This window comes from Mesorhizobium sp. M0621, assembly GCF_040320745.1.
Taxonomy (GTDB): Bacteria; Pseudomonadota; Alphaproteobacteria; order Rhizobiales; family Rhizobiaceae; genus Mesorhizobium.
Map to the genome: position 1 here is coordinate 50,576 of NZ_JAMYQF010000024.1, position 25,139 is coordinate 75,714.

A 25,139-nucleotide genomic window follows, 5' to 3' on the forward strand; every position below is an offset into this window, starting at 1 on the left:
TGTCATTGCACCACACCGGCCTTGCGGAGGCCGTCGACCATGAGTTCGAAATCGGCGGGGTTCTTGTAAGGCAAGACCTTGCGACGGTATTCCAGCGAATAGTCGGGATTGACGCGAAGCACCTCTTGCCATGCCGCGCGGGCCTCCTCCAAACGGCCCAGATGGCCGTAGCTGGCGGCCAGAAGCGCGCGCGAGACGTCGGTGACAGCGTTGCGAGCCAGCCGTTGCAGCAGGAGGTCAACGGCCTCTTCGTACCTTCCCAGTTGAAACAACGCCAAAGCCTGGAAGTGCAGAACCACATCCGGAAAGTATGGGTTCAAGGTCTTTCCCCGGGCGAAACTCCCGAGGGCCTCCTCGGGTCTGCCTGAATAGTACAGCGTTTCGCCGCGGCAGACGTGCCCTTCGGCGAAGTTCGGATTGAGGACCAGTGCGCGCTCGACCTCGTCGACGGCCTCATCGTGCCGTCGTGTGTACAGCTTGGCTATCGCCAGCGCCCAGTGCGCCCAGGGATCGTTGTCATCCAGCGCTACCGCTCGCGTTGCGGCCTCTTCCGCTTGCGCCATCGATTCCGGCGGCGACGCACTCCACCTGTTCAGGTAGTCGAGTCCGTGCGTGAGGGCGAGGAAAGCGTGGGCAAGGGCAAACTTCGGGTCCAGTTCGATGGCACGTTGCAAGAGGTCGCGGGCTGCGACGTTCGTCTCCTTCGTCAGCCGGTGCCACAGCTCCCGGCCGCGCAGGAAACAGTCATACGCCTCGGTGTTGCGCGGGTGCTCCAGCGCCAGCCGCTGACGGGCGTCGTCAGTCAGGTTGAGCGCCAGCGCACCGACGATCTGCTGCGTCACGTCGTCCTGTACGGCGAATATGTCGGTCAGGTCGCGATCGAACCGCTCCGCCCATAGATGGCCGCCCGAAATTGCATCGATAAGCTGCGCGGTGATGCGCACCCTGTTACCCGACTTGCGGACGCTGCCCTCAAGCACATGCCGCACGCCGAGCTTCGCGCCCACCTCCTGCACATGCACGTTCTGGCCCTTGAAGGTGAACGACGAATTGCGGGCGATGACGAAGAGCTGCGACAGTTTGGACAGCGCCGTGATGATGTCTTCAGAGATGCCGTCGGCGAAGTAGTCCTGTTCGGCGTCACCGCTCATGTTGGCGAACGGCAGGACGGCGATCGACAGCTTCGGCGGCGCTGCCGTCGCCGGGCTCGTCGCGGTTTCCCAGGTCGCGGCCGCCTTGGTCCCAGCGCTGCCGACCTGCAGCGAATAGACGCGGATCGGCTCGGCGATGTTCTTTAGCTGCGTGCTGCCGAGATCGCTGACCGAGAGGTCGAGCCTCGCCTTGACCTGGCGATAGGCGTCCTCGGACAGGCAGATGGCGCCGGGCGCTGCGACGCCCTCCAAACGCGAGGCGATGTTGACGCCATCGCCCATCAGGTCGCCGTCGCTTTCTTCGACCACATCCCCCAGATGGATGCCGATCCTGAACTCGATGCGGCGGTCTTGCGGCACGCCGGCATTGCGCTCAACCATACCATTCTGAACCTCAACAGCGCAGCGCACGGCATCCACCACACTGCGGAACTCAACCAGCGCCCCATCCCCGGTGCGCTTGACCATCCGCCCGTGGTGCACTGCGATGATCGGATCGATCAGGTCGCTGCGCAGTGTCCGCAACCTCGCCAAAGTACGATCTTCGTCCGCGCTCGCGAGCCGGCTGTATCCGACCACATCTGCAGCCAGGATCGCGGCTAGCTTACGGTTCTCGCTCATCTGTCCGTCTCCTCATCTCCACGATAGCAGGAAGACGGAGGTAAGAGGGAATTTCGTGAACGACGGCCACGCAGCCGCCCGAATTGGCGGCGCTCTGCCACGGACCCGCACGGATCGCTCGATGCCCATTTGCGCTGCCGCTTGCCGGTTGACGGCTATCGGTTCATCCTTGTGAATACCCTGGCCGTGAAGTGCGTGGCGAGATCACGTCGTCACGGCCCCAAGAGAGGTGTCTATGGACTGCTCGGGCTGCGGTTTCGAGATTGAGGGCGGTTACGCCTTCTGTCCGAAGTGTGGCCGGCGACAGCCCGTATCATGCGCCAGTTGCGGCTACGTCTGCGCACCTGATTTTGAGTTCTGTCCGAAATGTGGGGCTAACGTCGCGCCCGCCAAAGCCGTCGAACGGCCTGCTCCGACACCGAGCCGGACCATTGTGCCGCCTTCTCGAACTCCGTCGCCGAACATCGAAAGCGAAGAAGGGCTGCCTCCTGTCTCTGACGCCGATCGCCGGACGGTAACGGTCCTGTTCGCCGACCTTTGCGGCTTTACGACACTCAGCGAGCAGCTCGACCCCGAGGTGATGCAAGCGCTGCAGAACGAACTGTTCAAGGAATTGACGGCGGCCGTGCGAAACTTTGGTGGTTTCGTCGACAAATTCATCGGCGATGCACTGCTGGCTTTGTTCGGTGCGCCGGTCGCGCATGAGGACGATCCGGAACGTGCGCTTCGCGCCGCTCTTGACATGATCGCCCGGACAGCGCGGCTCGGCGAAAGGGCCTCCCGCTCCGGCTCGCCTCTGTTACTTCACATCGGCATAAACACTGGTCCGGTCGTCACTGGCGGATTGGGCATCGGCACCGCCAAATCCTATTCGGTGACTGGCGACACAGTGAATACGGCGCAGCGCCTGCAATCGCTGGCCGCACCGGGTGAGGTGCTGGTAGGCGAGCTCACTCACAGGCTGACCCGGCATGCCTTCTCTTACGAGTCGCTGGGCGATGTCGTGCTTCGCGGCAAGGCTGGCAGTGTACTCGTCCATCGACTGGATGCACCGCTTGCGGCGCCGCGTGCAGCGCGTGGGCTCGAGGCGCTCGGTCTCAGCGCGCCGATGATAGGTCGTGGTGCGGAACTCCATAGAATGATGGCGAGCCTTGACCTGGCGTGTGGCGGCTCGGCCCAACTTGTCCGCCTCGTCGGAGAAGCCGGTATCGGGAAATCGCGGCTGGTGAAGGAGTTCGTCGCCCGCGTCGGCGACGAGGATCGTTTTCGCAACGTCGCCGTGCGGCAGGCCACGTGCTCACCGCTGGGCGAACAATCATTTGGCGCCTTGGGCGCAGTGGTGCGCAGCGCTGCCGGGATCATGCAAAACGACAATGGGGACGAAATGCGGGGGAAGCTCGCAGGCTTGCTTACCGATCTCGGCCTGCAGGGCGAGGAGGCGAAGCGGCTGATGCCTTTGCTCTACCATGTGCTTGGCCTTGGCGACCCCGATGCGACCTTGCAGCATGTCGAGCCCGAGCAACTGCGGCGGCAAATTCTCTTCGCAGTCCGCACAATCATCGAACGGCGGCTTGCGTTGTCGCCGCTGTTGATTGTCGTTGAAGACCTGCACTGGGCCGACGCCGTGTCGCTCGAGGCACTGCGTTTCGTGATGGACAGGTTGGAACGCACGCGGTTGATGTTGCTGGTCACGCATCGTCCGGCGCCGGACAACGACCAGCTCGACTCAAGTCGGGTCAGTCACACTGCGCTGAGGCTTTCGCAACTCAACAGCAATGACGGACGCATCCTGCTGGCGGCGCTTTTCGGCGAGAGCTGGGTAAACTCCGCAGGAGCGCTTCTCGATCAGATCCTCGAGCGCGCGGGCGGCAACCCCCTTTTTGTAGAGGAGATCGTTCGCGGCCTTATCGATCGCGGTGTACTGGTGCGCGAGGGCCAGCGATGGCTGACTGCGGCAGGCGAAGTCGCAACCGGCATTCCCGCCACCATCCAGGCAATGTTGCTTGCTCGCGTCGACCGGCTGCCCCAAGACGTGCGCCGGTTGGCCCAGGAAGCCGCGGTAATCGGCCCGCGCTTCGATGCCGCACTTCTGAAGGCCGTGACAGCCGACCCCGGCCGGCTAGAAGCCGGCTGCGAACTGCTTTGCGATGCGGAAATCATCGAGGAAGTTGCCGGATCAGGCTCGGTCTCGTCGCAAAGCTACCGCTTTACGCAAACATTGCTGCAGGACGTGATCTACCAGAATCTGCTTCTGCAACGCCGGACCGACATCCACGGGCGGGTCGGTGCCGCCTTGGAGCAACTGTGCGGCGACAAGCCGGAACGGCTCGAGGATTTGACCGTGCTCGGTCATCATTTCGCGCAGAGCGCCGAACGGGAGAAGGGCGCGCATTACCTGCAGGCAGCGGGCGATCGCGCTCGCATGATATACGCCAACGATGACGCCCTTCGTCTCTACGAGCGAGCACTGACTGCGTTGGGCGCGGTCGGGCAAACACCGCTCAAACTGGCAATTCAAGAGCGCATTGCCGATTTGAGCGGCCCGGCAGGCCACCGCGAGATCGCGCACAGCCACTACGACACGGTGCTGCAGGCATACCGCGAGTCGGGCGATCGTGTTGCTTCGGCGCGAGTTATGCGTAAGATCGGCCGGCTGCTCTGGGACGTCGGCAAGCGGGACCACGCAGAATCCCGCTATGCCGAAGCGGCAGCGCTCCTCGATGGGGCGGATGCTCCGGTTGAGCAGGCGCATCTCTGGCAAGAACGTGGCCGACAGGCGTTCCGTAGCGGAGATCACGCTCTCGCGGCAAAATGGGCGGACGCGGCGCTGGATTGCGTACGCTCTCTGACAACCGAGCATGTCTCCGAGGTCGGGCGCGATGCCACTCTTGTGACCGCCGAGGCACTTAATACCAAGGCTGTCGCGCTGGCTCGTCTTGGGCGAAACCGTGAAGCCGTGCGTCAGGTTGAGCGTAGCATTGAATTGGCCGAAGCCGCCGGTCTACTGGGTGCGGCCTGCCGCGGCTACACCAATCTCGGCGTGCTTTACACGACCATCGACCCTGCCCGGGCGATGGAGGTCTGTCGGCGCGGTCTTGAAGTGGCGCGCCATATTGGTGATTTGGGTTTCCAGGCGCGCCTCCTCGCCAATCTGGCAGTCGCTTGTTGTACTTTCACGGATCGCTGTCCAACGGAGGGCGTGCCTGCTGCCGAGAAGGCCATCGAGATCGACCGGGCGCTCGACCAGCGCGAGCACTTGCCGGTGCCGTTGATCGTGCTTGGGCAGATCCACCAGTGCAACGGCCGTCCGGAACTGGCGGTTGGCTTGTTCCACGAAGCACTGGACGTAGCCCGCGAAACGGGCGAACCCCAACTGCTGTTTCCGTGCTATGATGGTCTCGCAACGCTTAATCTCGACCTCGACAATCTGGCCGAGGCCGAACGCTACTTTTCCTTGGCGCAGGGTATATGCGCCCAGCACGGGCTCGACCCGGAAGCGCTTGTGGTGCTGCCTTTTCTCGACTAGCCGGGGTGGGAGGTTGGAAATGTCCGCGCCTAGTGACTTGGTACCGCTTCAACCGGGCGACCGTGCGCCGAACTTGGTACTCGACGCCATTACCCAGGAAGGCAAGATCGCGCTTGATGACTTTCGCGGACAAAAACCGGTGCTGGTCGGCCTGTTTCGAGGTCTGCATTGTGCGTTTTGCCGGCGCCATATCGCCGCCCAAGCGCGGCTTGATCCGGAGCTGCGCGAAAAGGGCGTGGAGAGCCTGACGGTGGTCAACACGCCGATCGAACGGGCGCGTCTCTATTTCCGCTACCACCCGATGCCGAATCTGCTGGCGGCCTCCGACCCTGAACGCGCTTCACATCGTGCTTTTGGACTGCCAAATCTCGAATTCACCCAAAACGAGACGAACTGGCCATACAAGGTCTCGATGGCAGCGGCCATGGATATGCGGGTCGACATGCCAGGCGAGTTTCCCGGTCCTATAGATCCTGTTACGGCCGGCGAAATCCTCAACAAGAAGGACAATTACGAAGTGACCGAAGCCGACGAGCAGATGATGGCGACGGGACACGGACAATTGATCGGTCAGTTCCTGCTGGATCGGCAGGGGATTGTCCGCTGGAGCTTCACGGAAGTTCCAGAGGGTGGGCGATACATGTTTGGGGCGCCAAACCCGCAGGAACTGATGTCAGCCGTGTCCCAAGTCGCCCAATAGACTCGAGCGCACGATAGGACTGAGCGTACGCGCTGCGGAGCGTCTCGTCGATTGCATCCTACGCGGGAACAATCACACTTCGAGCACGGCCTCGACAGTGGCAACAAAGTCATCGAGCGAGCGGTCCCCGCGAATCTCGATGCGCGGAAGGTCGATGGGATCGCAATCGAGGTCCGCCGGGCCGTGTTTGCGGCCGAAGCCTACTCGATAGCCGCACTCCCTGGCCAGCCGGCCGAGCCGTCGGTCGGTGACAGAGAAGGGTGCCGCGAACGCCGTGGTTGGCCGACCCGTCCACCGTTCGATGAACATACGAGAGCGCAGGAGCTCGGCGACCAGGTCGGAGCTCGACAGACCATCGATGGCGCGATGCGTCGCCAGATGGCTTCCGAAGAACGCACCTTCGGCGGCGAGGCGTCGCACCGTCCCGGCGTCCATAAGCCGCGTCGGCGGACCGATATCGGCGTCCCACTTTGCACTTTCGCCCACCAGATCCGTCACCAGGAACACTTCTGCGGTCAGGTCGTTGGCGCGCAAGATCGGCCAGGCATGGTCGGCAAAGTTCTGGAAGCCGTCGTCGAAGGTGATGACCACCGGGCGGCCAACGAAAGGCTGACGGTTGGCGATGAACTGTTCCAACTGCTCGGACCCAATGGCGTGAAAGCCATTGGCGCGCAGCCATGCCATCTGGCTGGCGAATGCGGCGGGCGTGAGCCGAAAACGGGCGAGCGCGGCCGGGCCATCATCGGCGACGCTGTGATACATGAGGACAGGGATATGCTGGCGCCGCTCGTTGCGTGCGACGTCGCGGCGCAAGGCCCGCGCCCCGCCCCAGACGATATTTCGTGCAACCCCGATTTCGATGGGCGCGCGGATTGGCACATGATCGATCACCGGTTCCGTCGCCACATCGTCCGGCGACAGGCGGCGGAAGCGGTCTATGCGGTAAAGCTCGGTCTGGATCGATTGCTCAAGGACGAGGCCATCGGTCGCTGCCAGCGTCTCCGAGATCGCTTGCGCACCGAATGTGTTCCAGTCGAAGCCCGTCCTGTCAGGATTGTCACGCAGCACGAATGCGTGTGCGCTGATGAAACTGCCGCCAGGCGCCAACGCCTCAGCGAATTTTTTGGCGATGCGCCGCAACTCGGCGAGATCATCCAGGTAGTAGAGCACCTCCGAACAGAAGATCAGATCCATCTCATCCGGTAGCGCGTCGGCGGAGAAGTCCAGTACGCCGAATTCAATGTTCGGCTGATCGCTGCATCGCGCACGGCACCGCTCGATGGCTATGGCGGAGATGTCAGTTGCAGTCAGATGGCCCACACGCGGCGCCAGCTGCCGCGTGAAGTGGCCCTCCGCGCAGGCCAGCTCAAGCGCCCGTCCGATGGGACCAGCAGGCAGGATTTCGAGCTGCCGCTGATATTTTTCCTGCTCATAGAGCGAGCCGTACTTCCACGGGTCCTCGGTCGCGAAATAGCTGTTCCAGAACGCCGTGCGATCGCTCCTGTCCGCGGTCCGTGCTCGGCGCGGCGTTGCAGGAGGTGGTGCAGGTTCGGCGCTTGATCGAACCAGCTCCCGCGCTTCAGCGGCCAATTGGGCGAGTTTGCCGAAGTGGCTGTCCGGATCGGGCCGACGTTCGGCTGCGGACAACAATGCCTCGGCTGCGAGCGTGTTTGACGTGGCGGCGCCAGCGGCCTGTTGCGGTACAGGCGATCGTCCCGCAAGACTTGCCGCACTGTCTACAAGCCGCTCAGCGGGCACCACATTCTGGATCAATTCAATCCAATGATCCCTTGTCACTGCTCCCAGTACGCCGAACTGCACGACGGCCTCGATCTGGCCATCGATCATCAGATAGGCGTAGATTTGATCGATTCCTTCCGGAAGGTCGATCGAGGTCGGATTTCGAGCGTCGACGCGAATTCCAAGTGTCCGTGCCAGCCTGCGCGGCGCGGCAAGATCGTCGACGTCGAGAAGCATTTGCTCAAGCTGATACTGGATGCGGCGGCCCGCTGCGGGATTGTCCCAGACCTTGCCGAGTTCGATGATCAACCCGGTAAGTGAGCCGCCGAACCTGTCCCACCTCGCAGCCAATTGCGCCGGCACCGAGAGGCTTCCCACCATAAGGCCATTGACGACCACCTCAGCGATCTCACGCGCCCACTTACGTCCGGCCGGGAGAGCGCGCAGGGATTGCGGATCGATCGAGCGCGAGCCGCTGCCGCAATCCGACGCGGCGTTCCACAACGCGAACCACGCGAGTGCTTCGGATGCGGTGCGGCCGTTCGCATCGAGAGCTCCATTGGCGTGTGCCAATGCCGGGTGTTTGACCCGGGGATCGGGAGAGAAGCCGCGGGCGATCACGATTTCCGCGTCTGCCAGCATCTGCGTCGAATTGCGGCTGAGCGCGTTGGGGCTGATCCGATAGAAAGCGAGCGGCTCGTCGACCATCACCCAAGTTTTGCCCAGACGCGCGAGACGCTGCCACAGATCCCAATCCTCGCAGGTCCGCAGCGACACATCGAAACCGCCCAACTCGACAATTGTCTCCCGGTCGACCAGTAGCGCGTGAGTGCGAACGGCACACCGGCGGGCGAATGTTTCGAAGGGCTGGATCGCAACCTCGGTTGAGATGCTCGACGGGGTGAGTTCGCCATCGAGCATCACGCGCCGAGAACCGCAATAGGCGGCCACTGCATCGGGAGCGGTTTCCAGTGCGGCCAGCATTTTCGCAAGGAAGTTGGCATCCACCCAATCGTCCGCATCCAGAAACATGAGCCAATGGCCGCGCGCTGTCGAAATTCCGGTATTGCGCGCGCCGGCGGCGCTATACGCGCAAGAGCTCAACGTCCGAAATCGGGCATCGCGCTCCACATAGCCGGCGATGATCGCGGGGGTGCGGTCCGTGGAGGCGTCGTCGACGACGATCGCCTCCCAATCCACTATTTCCTGATCGAGAAGGCAATCGAGTGCGCGCGCCAGCGTTACTTCCGCATTGTGCGCAGGAACCACGATTGAAACCAAGGGATTATGCGTCACGCCGTCTTACCCGCGCCTGGTTCGATGGTAGAACAGGAGTCCCGAAACGTCGCCGGCGATTTGCTGCCAAAGGAGACGGTCTTGCCGGCGGATGCTGGCAAGCGTTGCGCCGATGGTTTGCTCGGCATCGAGCATCGGGACCACACCAGCTGCGGTAGCATTGTCCTGGATCATCGAGCTTTCGTTTTCTTTTGCAGGAGTCGGCGAATGTCAAAAACGGATGACGGCATCGGATGGCAGCACCGCTCTGTCAAGATCGGGGCGAACTAGCGGCAGGCAAAAAAGACTTGAAGATAGGGCCGAATGGCAAGCGCTCAGGCCCTCGTGGTATGGGCTTGGGATCCTGGTGCCCTTGCACCTCAACATCGGTTTCTCCAAGGTAGGGCAACAACGGACATAATGTCGTCGCTTGCCGATTTTGACCAGAAAGTTAACAGCACGATGCCACTCATGATTGGACGATCGGGAGCCGCGAACCTGGCGCGCCCGGCACAATGTCTCGGAGACCTGACGGCGATGCTTGTCCTGATTGCCAGACCGCTCGTTGTTGGGATCGCCCTCTTGCTGGCCGGTCACGCACAGGCGCAGGCGCCGGCAACCGTCCCGCCTGAAAGGGTCAAACAGCTGTTCGAGCTTCTCGACGATCCGTCGGTGAAGGCCTGGGTGGCCGAACAACGGAATCGAGACGCCGGATCGACGGGCGCGCCTGCCGAGGCGGGAGCTTCACCGACCGACGCATCGTCCGACCCCGTGGCCGCACCAGCGGCCCCACCCGGCCAGATGAATACGATGGCATCCTCGACGCTCGATCGGATCAGGCACCATATCGAAAGGATCGTGCGGACTTTGCCCCTGCTGCCAGGCCAGTTCGCGCGCGTTCGGGCAGAGACCATGCAGGATATGTCCAGCAAAGGGCCTGTCAGCGTATTGATCCTGATTGCGACGTTCATCGCTGCCGGCCTGGCGCTTACTTGGGCAACGTACAAGCTCACCCGTCCATTTCGGCTTTGGATTATCGCGCAACCGAAGGATACGCCCACTGGGCGAGCCAAGAAGATTGGTGGTCGCGCGCTTTATTCCAGCATGCTGATCGTCTCGTTCGCACTGGGCAGCGCCGGCGCGTTCATGTTGTTCGATTGGCCAATGCTTATCCGCGAGATTGTGCTGACATTTCTGATGGCGGCGGTCGTTACATGGGGTGTGCGCCTGTACGTGATGGCCACGCTCGTCCCTTCCTTCATGAACGTCGAGAACGCCGTCGAGGTTCGTGCCTTGCCGATCACCAACGAAACGGCTGATCATTGGTCCTATTGGCTGCCCCGTATCGTCGGCGTCTTCGCCTTCTTCGGCGCCGCGTTCATCCTCTTGCCGGGTCTCGGCATCGATCAGGACGGAATGACGGTCCTGTCCCTGGGCGCCGATTTCGTGCTGCTGTTACTCTTGCTGCTTGCCGTTTGGCGGCGGCCAAGAACGCCGCGAGACGGTGCGCGCCACAGCGGTCGCACGGCAGCGACATGGCTATTGACTGCTTATTTCGTCGTTCTGTTTCTGCAGCGCAATGCCGGCCTTTATATACTCTTCTGGTTTACCTTCGCCGCATTCTTCCTGCCTTTGGCAATCGTGCTGACGCAGCGCGGGGTCAATTTCGTTCTGCGGCCGGGTTCGGAAGATGCCGGCCGGCCGACGATCCCGGCGGTGACGATCGCCGTCATCGATCGCGCAATCCGAATGATTTTCATCCTGGCGGCGGCTTATTTTCTCGCCCGTGTCTGGGGTCTGAATATGCAATCCATGCACGACAGCGATACGACGACGATGTTCATATTGCGCGGCTTGATCAATGTCGTGGTCATTGCCCTCGCAGCCGATTTCGGCTGGTCGATCATCAAGGCGTTGATCGAACGAAAGCTGGGCATCCAAACATCGCACGAGGTGATAGGCGACGAGGATGTTCTACCCCCCGACTCGCATCAGGCGCGGCTGCACACCCTGTTGCCGATCCTCCAGAACATTCTGCTCGCATCGATCATCGTGATGGCGGTGCTAATGATGCTCGCCTCGGTGGGTATCCAGATCGGCCCGCTGATCGCCGGCGCCGGCGTCGTCGGCGTCGCGGTGGGCTTTGGCGCACAGACGATCGTCAAGGACATCATTTCGGGCGTGTTTTTTCTGCTCGATGATGCGTTTCGTGTCGGCGAATATATTTCCTCGGGCAATTACAAGGGTACGGTGGAGAGCTTTTCGCTGCGTTCGGTGAAGCTGCGCCACCACCGTGGCCCGCTGTTCACGATACCTTTCGGTGAACTCGGGGCAGTGCAGAACCAGAGCCGTGACTGGGTCACCGACAAGTTCAACATCACCGTCGGCTACGACACCGATATCGACTTCGCCCGCAAGCTGATCAAGCGCATCGGCCTCGAACTGGCGGAAGATCCGGAGTTCAAACACTGGGTGATCGAACCGATCAAGATGCAGGGCGTACAGGAGTTCGGCGAGTACGGCATCGTCTTGAGGGTCAAGGTCACAACCAGACCGGGAGGTGCCTTCAGCATGAAAGGCAGATTCTTTTTACGCCTCCGCCAGGCTTTCAAGGAGCAGGGCATCGAACTCCCGTTTCCGACCGTCCACATTCAGGGGCTACAGAACCCACATGGGGCAGAGAATGCGCCGTTGGAAATCACACCCGAATTGCAAATGGCTGTCGCGCAGTCGCACACCAATCGGCGCAGAAAAAAAGCGAGCACGACGGAGTAGGAAAGCTGTGACAGCTGCCGGTCACAGCGCGGTGCTGTTGCTGAGCTTCCTCGTCGTAACCGCAGTTCGGTCGTAGGGGATTGCTCGCCACCTAGCTTGTCGTCGTCGCCGCAAACTGGATCCTGATGTCCGGTCTGGTCACGCCTTTCGCCGCCCATCGTTTCCGGGTCTTCGGCCGCGATCTTGCCGACGGCGCTGGCGACGTTGCGCGCGTCTGAGGCAGCGGCTTTGCTCGTGCCGGCGAGCTCGAGGCCGCAAAGTGAATTGGCCGAGATTTCTGAGTCGGAGGGAGTAGTGCTCGGCTGCCCCACGAATAGGTATAAGTCAAGACGAATCCGGCTTGCGGGTCGGGTATTTTGCTGCCATGGTTTCCGTCGCGGCAGGTATGCAAATGGGGTATCAGGATGGCCAAGGAATCTTCGAATTCCGTTTCTTCAGAAAAGAAGGCGGACGCAAATCTGATAGGTAACGCAGAAGGAAACGGGCTGAACTTCATGGGGGTCCAGGCTCGTGAAAACGGGGGCTCCGGCGACCCTGTCGGTGTCGACAAGATACGTGATCTGCTGTTCGGCAACCAGATGCAGGACTATGACCGCCGCTTTTCCAAGCTTGAAGAACGGGTCTTGCAGCGCTTTAAGGATGTTGAATCCGAGGCCAAGCGCAATCTCGACATGTACGAGTCAAATGCAAAGAAGCAGGTCGATTCGCTTGCGGCGCAATTGCGGAACGAAAAAGATTCACGAGCTGATGCCGACAAGGAGATTGACCGGAATCTTCGCGAGCAAAACCAGACACTTGAAAAGCAGGTGCGCGCGCTGTCGGATCAATTGAGCGCGCTTGAGCGCGACGTTTCGGACCGGATAAATCGAAACGATCATTTACTGCGTGAGGAAATCAAGCAGAAGAACGAAGGCGTTCAGATGCTGATCGAGAAAATGTTTGCCGATCTCAGCAACGTCAAGACCGACCGAAATCTTCTGGCCGGCTTGTTTGTCGAGGTTGCAAAATGTCTGAATCAGGATCCTGTCGGCAGCAAGAGCAACTCGGAACGTAACTGGAAAGTGAGTTGATGGGACCTTGACGTCAACCGTCGACCCAATCAGCCTTCCGCAAAGAACAGCCTCGAACGATACAGAGATTGATCGCGAGGCTCTGGCTCGTCTTTTGATCGAAATTGCCCGGAACGTTGATCCGGACTATCGTGCGCGTTTCGACGGAGTTCCAACCGCCGATCCTCGCATGGAAACGCTGCGCCAGTTGCTGGTCAGCCGCGAAATTTCGGAGCTTTCACGAGTTACGCATCTGCTGGACGAACCCGAGCAGCTTGCGGCAGCAGTGGGCGACGTTCTTCCCAGTGCGGCCGCGCGAGCGCCTCATGCGCAGCTCGGCGAGGCGCTTGCGCCCGCTGTCGAAAGGGCTGTGCAACGGTCAATCCAGAAGAGCCCGCGCACGCTGACAGATATATTATACCCGGTGTTTTTGCCGGCAATTCGCAAGTCGATCGGGGAAAAGATCGACCAGACATTTCAGTCGCTGAATGAAACTTTAAGACATATATTTACTTGGCATGGTCTCAAGTGGAGATTTGAAGCCTGGAGGACAGGTGCAAGCTTCTCAGAAGTTGTGCTAAAGCATTCTCTTGTCTATCGTGTAGAGCATGTCTTTCTCATTAACCGTAATTCCGGGCTTTTGATAGCCCATGTAACTGCCGATAATGCAACGAGCGAAGATCCTCAACTAATTTCATCGATGCTCAGTGCAATCCAAGATTTTGTAAAAGACTCATTTAATGAGAAAGAGCAGAGCGGCCTAGACACAATCCGTTTTGGCGACCTTCGTCTCTGGTCGGAAGTTGGACCGTTTGCCACCCTGGTTTCGGTGATTCGAGGAAATCCGCCAGAGGAATTACATGAAATAGTTCGCGATGTATTGCTTCGCATCCATAATGAATGCTCACAGGCTTTAGAGCAGTTTGACGGCGACAGTTCGCAGTTGGCCGGCGTAGAGGCGCAGTTGCAGACCTGCGTTGAGCTGAAGCAGGAGGAATCAAACCAGGGATTTCCGTGGCTGGTGGTGGCTGCAGCCCTGCTGGTTTTGATTCCGGCAGGCGGTTGGTTCTTTCTTTCCTGGCAATCCGGGCAGCGCTGGCAGGCCTATGTGTCGCGACTGGAGACCCAGCCGGGCATCATCGTTGCAGAACAAAAGATACGCGGCGGCCAATTCTATATTGCCGGCCTGAGAGACCCGCTTGGCGCCGACCCGCAAGCTCTGCTGTCCGGAACGCAGGTCGATCCCGCCCGCGTTCATTCGCAGTGGCAATTCTATCAGAGCCTTGAGCCGGAGTTCGTGTTGAAGCGACTGACTGCGTCGCTGGCTCCGCCGGATTCAGTACGGCTTTCGATCGTCAATGATCGCATCATTGCCGAGGGTGAGGCTCCCGACACCTGGATAGATCGGGCGCGCGCAGCCGCCCGGCAGCTTTCGGCAGGCGGACCGGAATTCGACATCTCCAAGGTTCGTGATGTGAGCCCCGAGGCACGCGCGGCGGAGCGCTGGCAGGCCTATGTGTCGCGACTGGGGACCCAGCCGGGCATCATTGTTGCAGAACAAAAGATACGCGACGGCCAATTCTATATTGCCGGCCTGAGAGACCCACTTGGCGCCGACCCGCAGTCGCTGTTGTCTGGAACGCAGGTCGATCCCGCCCGCGTTCATTCACAGTGGCAATTCTATCAGAGCCTTGAGCCGGAGTTTGTGTTGAAGCGGCTGACGGCGTCGCTGTATCCGCCGGATACGGTACGACTTTCGATCGTCAATGATCGCATCGTTGCCGAGGGCGAGGCTCCGGACACCTGGATAGATCGGGCGCGCGCAGCGGCCCGACAGCTTTCGGCAGGCGGACCGGAATTCGACATCTCCAAGGTTCGTGATGTGAGCCCCGAAGCACGCGCGGCGGAGCACTGGCAGTATTATGTGTCGCGTCTTGAGGCCCAGCCGGGGATCATCGTCGCTCAACAAACGGCGAGGGGCGGACATTTCTACATTTCCGGCCTGAGAGACCCGCTTGCCGCCGACCCGCAAGCTCTGCTGTCCGGAACGCAGGTCGATCCCGCCCGCGTTCATTCGCAGTGGCAATTCTATCAGAGCCTTGATCCGAAGTTCGTGGTGAAGCGGCTGACGGCGTCGCTGACCCCGCCGAAATCGGTCCGGCTTTCGATCATCCAGGGTCGCATCGTTGTCATGGGTGAGGCTCCTGTCGCCTGGATCAACCGGGCGCAGGCCGCCGCCGAACAACTTTCGGCGGACGGAGTGGTTCTGGATGTCTCGCAGCTGCATGAGCTGGACCTTGCAGAACTCAATCATTTGAGAGAGGCCATCCAGACGACCGATATTTTCTTCTCTTCCGGCAAAGTTGTGCCGGGACCAGAGCAGGTACCGGTTCTCGACAGATTGGCGGGTCAAATAAAGGAATTCGCCCAAGATGCCCGCAAATCAGGCGTAACAGCGCGGTTCATGTTGACCGGCCATTCGGACGCCACGGGCCGTGAGACGGCCAACGCGTCGATCAGCGCCGCCCGCGCCGAGACAGTTCGTGCGCTTCTCAACAAGCGCGGCGTCGCTCCGGAACTGCTGCTGGTTCGGGGCGCGGGCACCTTTGAACCGGCGGTGCCTGAAAATAGTCAAACTGGTAGCTCCACCAATCGCCGGGTTTCAGTTACGGTAAACCTGGATTAGGGCGGAGCCCAAGATGTTGCAAAAAAAGATCTGTATGTTGGGCGGGTTCTCTGTCGGAAAGACCAGCCTGGTTCGCAGGTTTGTGCAAAGCATCTTTTCAGAAACCTACTTGACCACGGTGGGAGTGAAAATCGACAAGAAGAGTGTCGCACTCCCGGACAAAACAGTGGATCTGATTTTGTGGGATTTGGCCGGCGAAGACGATATCGGCTCATTCCGCGTCAGCCATGTGCGAGGTGCGACAGGGCTCGTGCTTGTCGTCGACGGAACCCGCGCCGCTACTCTTGCCGCCGCGCTCACGCTGCGCGAGCGGGTCGAGGCCGAATTCGGTGCTATGCCGTTTGTATTGCTGTTCAACAAATCCGATCTGGCCGATCGGTGGGTAATACCGGATAGTGAGATTAACGAACTAAAGCAACGTGGATGGCAAATCTATCTAACAAGTGCGCTTTCGGGTGAGCATGTCGATGATGCGTTCCTTCAACTTGCTTCGATGGTCACCAAATAGACCATGCGTAGATTGCCAAGAGAAGTCGGAAACTGGATTTACGATTTCTTCTATAACGAGCACTCTATCGCATATGTCAAAATTGACGCCCAGCTTTGCATAGCCGCGAAGGGCGGTAACGTTGAACATTACGGGCTCTTATCCGTTCGCATCGGTAGGCCTGTCACCGATCAGCTTCAATTCATGGAAGGTTTGCTGCCTTTCCCGGAGCTTCCATATCATATGGCGATGGTCGAACTGCCCAGCGGGCGTGTCGCGGACCTTCATTTTTTTGCCGACGACGACTGCGTGTGGCTGCTCTTTCTTGACGCCACTGCCGAACGTGACAACAAGCAGCGGCTTCAACAGAAGGCCTATGAAATGACGCTCCTGCAAGAGAGGGAGCGTCAACTCAACGAGAAATTACAATCGACGAACGAGGCGTTGAGGAAGAGCCAGGAGGGATTGTCGCGAGAATACCAGCGCGCCGAAACCCTCCTCCTCAACATTCTTCCGGCGTCGATCGCGGAGCGGTTGAAAGCGCACAAAAAAATTGCTGACAACCACGCGGAGGTGAGTGTGCTTTTTGCCGACATCGTCGGTTTTACGGAAAGAGCGCGAAGCGTCGGAGCCGTGACGACGCTCGCTATTCTAAATTACTTCTTCAAGGCGGCGGATCGGCTCTCTGAGCGATACGGCTGCGAAAAGATCAAGACAATCGGCGATTGTGTGATGGTAGTCGCTGGCCTGCCCGCCGCGCGATACGATCATGCACAAGCCCTTGCGCGCTATGCAGTTGAACTGCGGAGGGCGGTCAAGCGCGAACGCTTTGCGGGAGAACCGATAAGACTGAGAATTGGAATTCACTCAGGACCGATCGTCGCTGGCGTCATAGGCAAAAGGCGGTTCGCCTACGACCTGTGGGGCGAGACGGTTAACCTCGCCTCACGCATTCAAACGTCCGCTGAGCCCGATGAAATCCGTATTTCCGATGCAACTCGCCAACTGCTCGGACCAAAATTTGCTTGCGACCCGCTCGAGGAAACGGAATTGCGTGGTACAGGTCGTGTCCGAATGTGGCGGCTGCCGGCCTGATTGACCGAACCGATTGGAAGTGCCGACCCTGGAGCCTAGGGCCGTGCTGTCATGACCGCACACATCTGGATGCTGAAGCCCTGTGGGATGCCGCGGGGACAGACCGCGCTTATGGCGCACGACGACGGTTTTCAAACCGGTCGATCCAGCCCTTCCCGGATAGACCAAAGGTGCTGTACTGAGTTTGCTCGACGTCCAAGAAGCGATCCGTCCACAACGTCACCACCACGGCCTTTCCATCGTTGCAACATGATGCGACACGGAATTGTTCAAGCGGACAACTTTTCCACTCGATAACCCGTTGAATTTGCTAGGGAAAATGATGGTGCCCAGAGGCGGAATCCAAGTGAGGAAAGTATGCCTGTGCTTTCAGTATGTTACCACCCACGTAGCCTGCGAACAACCAACAGAAATACCAACAATATATTTCTGTGGATTACTTTCATTCCTCCTGGAATGCCCGACTGATTTGGTCCGACAGCGGCTTCACAAAATAGGAAAGCGCCGTACGCTCGCCCGTCTGGACCATCGCTTCGGCCGGCATGCCGGGCACGAGCGTCAGGTCCTTGAGCTTCGTCAGTTCCGCATGCGGAACCGATAGACGCACCAGGTAATACGAAATGCCGTTTTTTTCGTCCGTCGCCATATCGGCTGCGATCCGGCTGACATATCCGTTCAATTCCGGCGTGGTTCTCAGATTGAAGGCTGACATCCGCAGCACGGCCTTGTGACCAAGCTGGATTTGGTCGATGTCCTTCGGGGTGATCCGTACTTCCAGCGCAAGATCGTCGCCTTCCGGCACGATTAGCATGATCGGATCGGCGGGCGTGATCACTCCGCCGACCGTATGAACTGCGAGTTGTTGAATGGTGCCTGACTGCGGCGCGACGATATCGATCCGTCGCAGTTCCTGTTCAGCCGCCACCTTGCGCTCACTATACTCCCCGACCTGCGCCTGAACCTCTCTGAGCTCCTGGCCGACTTCGGTCTTGAAATCCTGATCGATCTGCGGGATCTGCAGGCGCGTTTCGGCTATGCGGGCTGCCGTCTGTGCCTGATCTGCGATCTTCTCACCGCGTTCGCCACCGAAAGTGGCAACCTGGATCTTCAGGCTGTTCAACCGTTGGTCCGAGACAATGCCTTGGTCGCGCAGCCCACTCAGAACAGCAATTTCCTTTTGGAGAACCTCGATCCTGTTTTCACAGGCAATTTCCTGCGCCTTGAATCCTTCGATCTCGTGGTGATATTGAGTAATGTGTTCCGCCAGTTGCGCCTGCTTTCCGTCGCGGGATTGTCTGCGGAATTCGAACAGCAGCGTCTCGCTATGTATTGCCGAAGCTACGTCCGGAACATCTCTTCGGGCGAGCAGCCAGTCCGGGAAGGCGATCTCCGCGAGATCGTCACGCTCAGCATCGAGTCGTGCCTGGTAGGCGGCGAGCTCATCGAGCCGCTTGGTGACTATGGCGAGATTAGCGCGCGTCTGGGTGGCATCGAGCCGAATGAGGATGTCGCCGGCTTTTACTTTATCGCCTTCGCGCACCAGGATTTCTCCCACCACCCCGCCGGTCGGGTGCTGCACCTTCTTGACATAGGAATCGACGACAAAGTGTCCGGACGCGACAACCGCACCGGAGAGATTCGTGAAGGCCGCCCAGGCTCCGGCTCCTCCCACAAAGATCACGCTCGCCAGAAGGCCCGCCACCAGGTGGCGGCGAATGGAGCTGGAAACGTCATTGTTCTGATGAATGCCGGACACCGGGATCCTCCATGTCAGCGCGCTCTCCCACGTTATCCTGTGTAGATTCGATGGCCTTCACGCCAGCGCCTCGTGCCATCGCTGTCCCCTTCAGGACCTTGGAAAGCGCTTCATCACGCGCACCGAATGCTCGCTGCCGTCCACCTTCCATCACCAACACCAAATCCACGGCGCGGATGGCGCTCGGCCGATGGGCGACGACAACCGCAATGCCCTTGCGCTCGCGCACGGAGGCGATCGCCTTAACGACCGCAGCCTCGCCTTCCGCATCGAGATTGGCATTGGGTTCATCCAGCACAACAAGGAAAGGGTCTCGATAAAGAGCACGGGCAAGACCGATACGCTGGCGCTGCCCGGCGGAAAGTGCCGATCCGGCCTCACCGATCGGAGTTTCGTAGCCGTGCTCAAATCGGAGGATCAGTTCGTGCGTGCCCGCTGCTTTCGCCGCGGCGACAATAGCCTCAGGGTCAGGATTATCTTCAAAACGAGCGATGTTTTCGGCAATGGTGCCGTCGAACAGTTCAACACCTTGCGGCAGATAGCCGACATGACGGCCTAGTGCTTCCCGGTCCCATTGATCGAGGCTTGCGCTGTCGATGCGAACCTTTCCGGCGACCGGCGCCCATGCGCCGACGATGGCGCGCGAGAGTGTCGACTTGCCCGAGCCCGATGCACCGATGATCCCGAGTGCGCTTCCCGCCTGAATGGCAAACGCAAGGCCGGTCACGGTCGGCTTCCTTTCGCCGGGCGGAACGATTGTCACGCCTTCGAGGCGCAGTTCGCGTTCAGGTGCAGGCATTGGCATAACAGCAGCGGATTCAGGAACCTTTTCCAAGAGGTCCTCCAGCCGCGCCCAACCCTGCCGCGCCATGAGGAAAGGTTTCCAGCTTGAAATGGCCAGATCGACCGGAGCCAGCGCACGCCCCATCATGATCGAACTGGCAATCATAACCCCGGCCGTAGCCTCCTGTCTGATGACAAGGTACGCGCCGACGGCAAGAATGGCCGATTGCAGCAGCACGCGCAGCGATTTTGAAAAGGCACCCAGCCCACCTGCCACGTCCCCAGCTTTCCGGTTGGCGGCCAGAAACTTGGCATTGGCCTTTTGCCATCGGGCAGCGATCCGCTTTCCAAGACCGAGAGCTTGCACGACCTCGGCATTGCAACGCGCTGCTTGCAGCAGACCATTGCGTGCCATGTTGTGGGCGACGGTATCGCTTATCGGCCGTTGCGAGAGAGTGTTGGCAAGGAGTGTCAGAGATGTGAGACCGACCGCCCCGACAAGTGCCGTCATGCCGATCCAGAAATGAAGGAGGAAGCAAATGCCAAGATAAAGCAGCATCCATGGCAGATCGAAGAACGCTGTCGGACCGTTTCCACCTAAGAAGCCGCGAACATTGTCGAGATCGCGAAGCGGCTGCAAGCCGTCGCCCGGCATGCGCGTTGAAAGCGGAAGGCGAACGATCGCATCGTGAACGCGTCCGGAAAACTCTCCATCGAAACGCTCGCCAATCCGCAGCAGCACGCGGGCGCGCAAAATGTCGAGCAGGCATTGGAACGCATAAAGCCCCGCAGCAAGCACGACGAGCCCCACCAGCGTCGATACGCTGCCACTTGCCAGAACGCGGTCATAGACCTGAAGCATGAACAGCGGCGAGATCAGCGCAAGCACGTTGACCACGCCGCTGATCAACACAATGCCCCAAATGGCGGAAGTCAGAGGGAAAGGTCTCAAAGCTGAATCCTTCAAGGAATGGTTACTCACGTAAGTTCCGGAGGCTGGCGACTCAGCCCCATATTGCTCCCCGACCGGCGACCGACTGCATCCGCTCGCTGGGTCAGGATCAGTGCTCCCGCCGAATATGTTTAGTCCCGGCATTTAATGGAGCGGGTCAACAACACCGTCCGGCTGAAGGTTTGGAAGGGATTCATCGTGGTCGGCCGCAAGGGCCCGAACAGGCTTCCGCCTCCACACCTTCAGGGAGATTTCGGTGCACCGACCAGAGCGACGCGCAGGGCTTCGTCAAGCTATCCACGCTGCGACTGCTCCCGGGCGCCCCGGCCCATGGCAAGTAGCGGAAACGGGAAAGCGCCCGCCCAGGGGGGCGGGGCGAGGCGCTGTTCCGTATGGGTTTTCTGGATCAAACGAAGGTGAAGTCCGACGCGGTCAGGCCTAGGTCGGCCACGGTGACCACACCGCCCAAGTGGGCGAACTCATGCGCGCTGTTGTCGGCGGTGACATAGGCCAGAGTTGCGACTCTGTCGGTGTAGCTGCTTTGGTAGACAATGATGTCGCCGGCGTGCTCGCCGGAGATCGCACTCGCGGCTTCAGAAGCAGAGTTGAAAGATTCGCCAGTGATTACCACGACGTGTTCGCCGTTCGCACCTGAGGCCGCACCACTGTAGAAGCTGCTCACCGGGTAGCCGGACTGTATGCTGGCGTTGTTGACGAAGTTCGCGCCAAAACCGTCATTGTAGAGGCCCACCGCATCGAAGGCGAACTTGTCCTCCGCCGGGTTGAAATCGGTGATAGTGGTAATGTCCGACTTCGACCCGACAACCCCAGGCACCGGATTGTGGAACTGGAACACGAACGTGTCATTGTCGGTGCCCCCGGTCAACGTGTCCTGGCCGTCACCCACGTAGAGGACATCCTGGCCGGGACCGCCGCTGAGCCTGTCATTGTCCTCACCGGAGATGCGCGCGTTGAAGCGGCCGTTGTCGCCGGAGAGATCGTCCCAGCCATCTCCGCCGAAGATCCGGTCATTACCCTCGCCGCCAATGGCTCGGTCACTGCCCGGGCCACCCGAGATCTCGTCGTTGCCGCCACGACCGTCAATCCAGTCACCGCCCTGGAAACCCTCTATCCAATCTTCACGCTCGGTGCCGATGAGTGTTTCGGCACCCGGGCCACCCTCGATAATGTTTGCCATCGAAAAATACTCCTAATGATGCACCCTGCCTGACGCGTTCATATTCGTCATCGGGCAATTGGAGAAATCGATTGCTTGGATAGGCATACATCTACGAAATGGATGCACTCACGTTCACGTCGCCCTTCCGCTGAGCAGTAGCGGGCTCGCAGGCGGCGGGGACGCGCCCAGACGATCGACCCGAACATTCACACTCAAACGGACGAGGAAAACTTGGTAACCGGCCGCCCTGGTTGGGCCCAAGCCTCTCTCTGTTTGCTCGACGCCGGCATACCCGCACCGTAAGCGCGCTGGACGTGGACAAGTTCCGGTGGCGGCGGGTACGGCGCGGCCTCAGCGATGAATGGGGGGCCGGAGACGGTTCCATCCCCGACACGCATGCTGCTACCGCGCAATAAGAGGAGGGCAATTTGCCGCCAATGGCCTCGTGATGGCGCCTTTCGCCGACAGGCTGTCGAAGTTGACCGAAGCCGAGCTGAAACGACAACTGGCGATCCTCACAGCTGCGTTACGCATTCGCTCGCTGTCAAGCCGGCCTCGGAAGAACAGGCATGGGGCTGTGTCGCCGAGTATCTCGCCAGCACTGCCCATTGCGAGCAATGGAACATTAGGGAGTGCGTTCGCGCGAGCCGAGAGTTCAAGGATCTCGGAACCGACAGCTTCCGCACGTCGGCCGCACGGGCTCTACGCGACGCGGACTACGCCAAGCTAACAGAATTACTTTCATTCCTCCTGGAATGCCCGACTGATTTGGTCCGACAGCGGCTTCACAAAATAGGAAAGCGCCGTACGCTCGCCCGTCTGGACCATCGCTTCGGCCGGCATGCCGGGCACGAGCGTCAGGTCCTTGAGCTTCGTCAGTTCCGCATGCGGAACCGATAGACGCACCAGGTAATACGAAATGCCGTTTTTTTCGTCCGTCGCCATATCGGCTGCGATCCGGCTGACATATCCGTTCAATTCCGGCGTGGTTCTCAGATTGAAGGCTGACATCCGCAGCACGGCCTTGTGACCAAGCTGGATTTGGTCGATGTCCTTCGGGGTGATCCGTACTTCCAGCGCAAGATCGTCGCCTTCCGGCACGATTAGCATGATCGGATCGGCGGGCGTGATCACTCCGCCGACCGTATGAACTGCGAGTTGTTGAATGGTGCCTGACTGCGGCGCGACGATATCGATCCGTCGCAGTTCCTGTTCAGCCGCCACCTTGCGCTCACTATACTCCCCGACCTGCGCCTGAACCTCTCTGAGCTCCTGGCCGACTTCGGTCTTGAAATCCTGATCGATCTGCGGGATCTGCAGGCGCGTTTCGGCTATGCGGGCTGCCGTCTGTGCCTGATCTGCGATCTTCTCACCGCGTTCGCCACCGAAAGTGGCAACCTGGATCTTCAGGCTGTTCAACCGTTGGTCCGAGACAATGCCTTGGTCGCGCAGCCCACTCAGAACAGCAATTTCCTTTTGGAGAACCTCGATCCTGTTTTCACAGGCAATTTCCTGCGCCTTGAATCCTTCGATCTCGTGGTGATATTGAGTAATGTGTTCCGCCAGTTGCGCCTGCTTTCCGTCGCGGGATTGTCTGCGGAATTCGAACAGCAGCGTCTCGCTATGTATTGCCGAAGCTACGTCCGGAACATCTCTTCGGGCGAGCAGCCAGTCCGGGAAGGCGATCTCCGCGAGATCGTCACGCTCAGCATCGAGTCGTGCCTGGTAGGCGGCGAGCTCATCGAGCCGCTTGGTGACTATGGCGAGATTAGCGCGCGTCTGGGTGGCATCGAGCCGAATGAGGATGTCGCCGGCTTTTACTTTATCGCCTTCGCGCACCAGGATTTCTCCCACCACCCCGCCGGTCGGGTGCTGCACCTTCTTGACATAGGAATCGACGACAAAGTGTCCGGACGCGACAACCGCACCGGAGAGATTCGTGAAGGCCGCCCAGGCTCCGGCTCCTCCCACAAAGATCACGCTCGCCAGAAGGCCCGCCACCAGGTGGCGGCGAATGGAGCTGGAAACGTCATTGTTCTGATGAATGCCGGACACCGGGATCCTCGCGCTCTCCCACGTTATCGATGGAGTTGACGCCATTGGAACGCATAAAGCCCCGCAGCAAGCACGACGAGCCCCACCAGTGTCGATACGCTGCCGCTTGCCAGAACGCGGTCATAGACCTGAAGCATGAACAGCGGCGAGATCAGGGCAAGCACGTTGACCACGCCGCTGATCAACAGAATTCCCCAAACGGCGGAAGTCAGAGGGAAAGGTCTCAAAGCTGAATCTTTCAAGGAATGGCTTCTCACGTAAGTCTCCGGAGGCTGGCGACCCAGCTCCCTATATTGCTCCCCGAACGGCGACCGACTGCATCCGCTCGCTGATTGAGGATCAGTGCTCCCGCCGAATATGTTTGGTTTGGCACTAATGGAGCGGGTCAACAACAACACCGTCCGGCTGAAGGTTTGGAAGGGCAACGTCATCGTGGCCGGCCGCAAGGGCCCGGACAGGCTTCCGCCTCCACACCTTCAGGGAGATTTCGGTGCACGACCAGCGCGACGCGCAGGGCCTCGTCACTGTACACGCTGACTGCTCCCGGGCGCCCCGGCCCATCGCAAGTAGCGGAAACGGAAAGCGCCCGCCCCGGGGGGGGGGCGGGGCGATGTACCGTATGGGTTTTCTGGATCAAAAGAAGGTGAAGTCCGACGCGGTCAGGCCTAGGTCGGCCACGGTGACCACACCGCCCAGGTGGGCGAACTCATGCGCGCTGTTGTCGTTGCCGAGGCGCACCGCATAGAAAGCGAACTTATCCTCCGTCGGGTCGAAATCGGTGATAGTGGAAATGTCCGGCTCCCACCCGACACCCGGGTCGAACCCAATCACCGGACCGAGGAAATGGATCGTGTCATTGTCGGTGCTCCCGGTCAGCGAGTCCTTACCGTCACCGTCACGACCGTTAATCCAGCCACCGATCTCTCCTGTATGATCGTCTCCCCACCACACGTAGGGGAGCGTATAATCGGCTCGGATCTCGGGGGGGAGCAAATCGTCAAAATCGGGGGGGGGCACTTTGGAACCCGGGCCACCCTCAATAAACTTTACCATCGCAAAATACTCCTAATGATGCACCCTGCCTGACGCCTTGATATTCCTCATCGGACAATTATAGAAATCGATTGCTTGGATAGATACACATTTACGAAATGGATGCACTCACGTTCACTTCGCCCTTCTGCTGAGCAGTTGCGGGCTCGCTGGCGGCCGGGAATCTGGTCGCCCAAGCAATCGATCTGAAGATTCGACACTCAAACCGGACCAGGACAACACTTCGTAAGCCGTCCTAGTTCTGCCCCAAACTTC

15 protein-coding genes and 1 pseudogene are annotated in these 25,139 nt (G+C 59.9%); 7 read left to right on the forward strand and 9 right to left on the reverse strand.

The window, feature by feature from the left end; translation table 11 throughout:
• Positions 1-2 precede the first annotated feature (2 nt).
• Positions 3-1,772 (reverse strand): adenylate/guanylate cyclase domain-containing protein, encoded by a 1,770-nt coding sequence (locus NKI38_RS18115; protein WP_352659585.1) that lies wholly within the window; start codon positions 1,770-1,772, stop codon positions 3-5.
• A 235-nt stretch (positions 1,773-2,007) separates the two neighbouring features.
• Between NKI38_RS18115 and NKI38_RS18120 the strand changes: the two genes are divergently transcribed.
• Positions 2,008-5,298, forward strand: a complete 3,291-nt coding sequence (locus NKI38_RS18120; RefSeq protein WP_352659586.1) for an adenylate/guanylate cyclase domain-containing protein — start codon at positions 2,008-2,010, stop codon at positions 5,296-5,298.
• A gap of 19 nt (positions 5,299-5,317) precedes the next feature.
• Positions 5,318-5,998 carry a peroxiredoxin-like family protein gene (locus NKI38_RS18125; protein ID WP_352659603.1) on the forward strand — a complete coding sequence of 227 codons (681 nt, stop codon included), beginning with the start codon at positions 5,318-5,320 and terminating at the stop codon, positions 5,996-5,998.
• Between the two features lie 72 nt (positions 5,999-6,070).
• On the opposite strand, the gene NKI38_RS18130 is transcribed toward NKI38_RS18125, so the two are convergent.
• Both NKI38_RS18130 and NKI38_RS18135 read right to left on the reverse strand, forming a co-directional pair.
• A complete protein-coding gene (locus tag NKI38_RS18130) occupies positions 6,071-9,034 on the reverse strand; it encodes a glycosyltransferase (RefSeq protein ID WP_352659587.1) in 2,964 nt (987 codons plus the stop codon).
• A gap of 6 nt (positions 9,035-9,040) precedes the next feature.
• Complete coding sequence (locus tag NKI38_RS18135) at positions 9,041-9,208, reverse strand: hypothetical protein (RefSeq protein WP_352659588.1); 168 nt, start codon at positions 9,206-9,208, stop codon at positions 9,041-9,043.
• Between the two features lie 225 nt (positions 9,209-9,433).
• On the opposite strand from NKI38_RS18135, the gene NKI38_RS18140 reads away from it, so the two are divergent.
• The 5 genes from NKI38_RS18140 (at position 9,434) to NKI38_RS18160 (ending at position 17,105) form a co-directional block, all read left to right on the forward strand.
• Positions 9,434-11,788: a mechanosensitive ion channel family protein gene (locus tag NKI38_RS18140; RefSeq protein ID WP_352659589.1), complete on the forward strand. Its 2,355-nt coding sequence runs from the start codon at positions 9,434-9,436 to the stop codon at positions 11,786-11,788.
• Positions 11,789-12,192: 404 nt separating this feature from the next.
• Positions 12,193-12,858: a hypothetical protein gene (locus NKI38_RS18145; RefSeq protein ID WP_352629975.1), complete on the forward strand. Its 666-nt coding sequence runs from the start codon at positions 12,193-12,195 to the stop codon at positions 12,856-12,858.
• A 7-nt stretch (positions 12,859-12,865) separates the two neighbouring features.
• A complete protein-coding gene (locus NKI38_RS18150) occupies positions 12,866-15,523 on the forward strand; it encodes an OmpA family protein (RefSeq protein WP_352659590.1) in 2,658 nt (885 codons plus the stop codon).
• Between the two features lie 13 nt (positions 15,524-15,536).
• Positions 15,537-16,031 carry a Rab family GTPase gene (locus NKI38_RS18155; protein ID WP_352659591.1) on the forward strand — a complete coding sequence of 165 codons (495 nt, stop codon included), beginning with the start codon at positions 15,537-15,539 and terminating at the stop codon, positions 16,029-16,031.
• A 3-nt stretch (positions 16,032-16,034) separates the two neighbouring features.
• Complete coding sequence (locus tag NKI38_RS18160) at positions 16,035-17,105, forward strand: adenylate/guanylate cyclase domain-containing protein (protein ID WP_352659592.1); 1,071 nt, start codon at positions 16,035-16,037, stop codon at positions 17,103-17,105.
• Between the two features lie 442 nt (positions 17,106-17,547).
• On the opposite strand, the gene NKI38_RS18165 is transcribed toward NKI38_RS18160, so the two are convergent.
• The 6 genes and pseudogenes from NKI38_RS18165 to NKI38_RS18190 all read right to left on the reverse strand — a co-directional run bounded on the left by NKI38_RS18165 (position 17,548) and on the right by NKI38_RS18190 (position 24,884).
• Positions 17,548-18,861, reverse strand: a complete 1,314-nt coding sequence (locus NKI38_RS18165) for an HlyD family type I secretion periplasmic adaptor subunit (protein WP_352659593.1) — start codon at positions 18,859-18,861, stop codon at positions 17,548-17,550.
• Positions 18,836-20,611 (reverse strand): type I secretion system permease/ATPase, encoded by a 1,776-nt coding sequence (locus NKI38_RS18170; RefSeq protein ID WP_352659604.1) that lies wholly within the window; start codon positions 20,609-20,611, stop codon positions 18,836-18,838. The genes NKI38_RS18165 and NKI38_RS18170 overlap by 26 nt, the downstream gene beginning before the upstream one ends.
• A 391-nt stretch (positions 20,612-21,002) precedes the next feature.
• On the reverse strand, positions 21,003-21,794 hold the full coding sequence (locus tag NKI38_RS18175) for a calcium-binding protein (RefSeq protein WP_352658127.1): 792 nt from the start codon (positions 21,792-21,794) through the stop codon (positions 21,003-21,005).
• A gap of 723 nt (positions 21,795-22,517) precedes the next feature.
• Positions 22,518-23,831, reverse strand: a complete 1,314-nt coding sequence (locus NKI38_RS18180; RefSeq protein ID WP_352659593.1) for an HlyD family type I secretion periplasmic adaptor subunit — start codon at positions 23,829-23,831, stop codon at positions 22,518-22,520.
• Positions 23,832-23,875: 44 nt separating this feature from the next.
• Positions 23,876-24,073, reverse strand: a pseudogene (locus NKI38_RS18185) (type I secretion system permease/ATPase); the annotation flags it as partial.
• Positions 24,074-24,464: 391 nt separating this feature from the next.
• Positions 24,465-24,884 (reverse strand): hypothetical protein, encoded by a 420-nt coding sequence (locus NKI38_RS18190; protein ID WP_352657211.1) that lies wholly within the window; start codon positions 24,882-24,884, stop codon positions 24,465-24,467.
• Between the last annotated feature and the right edge of the window lie 255 nt (positions 24,885-25,139).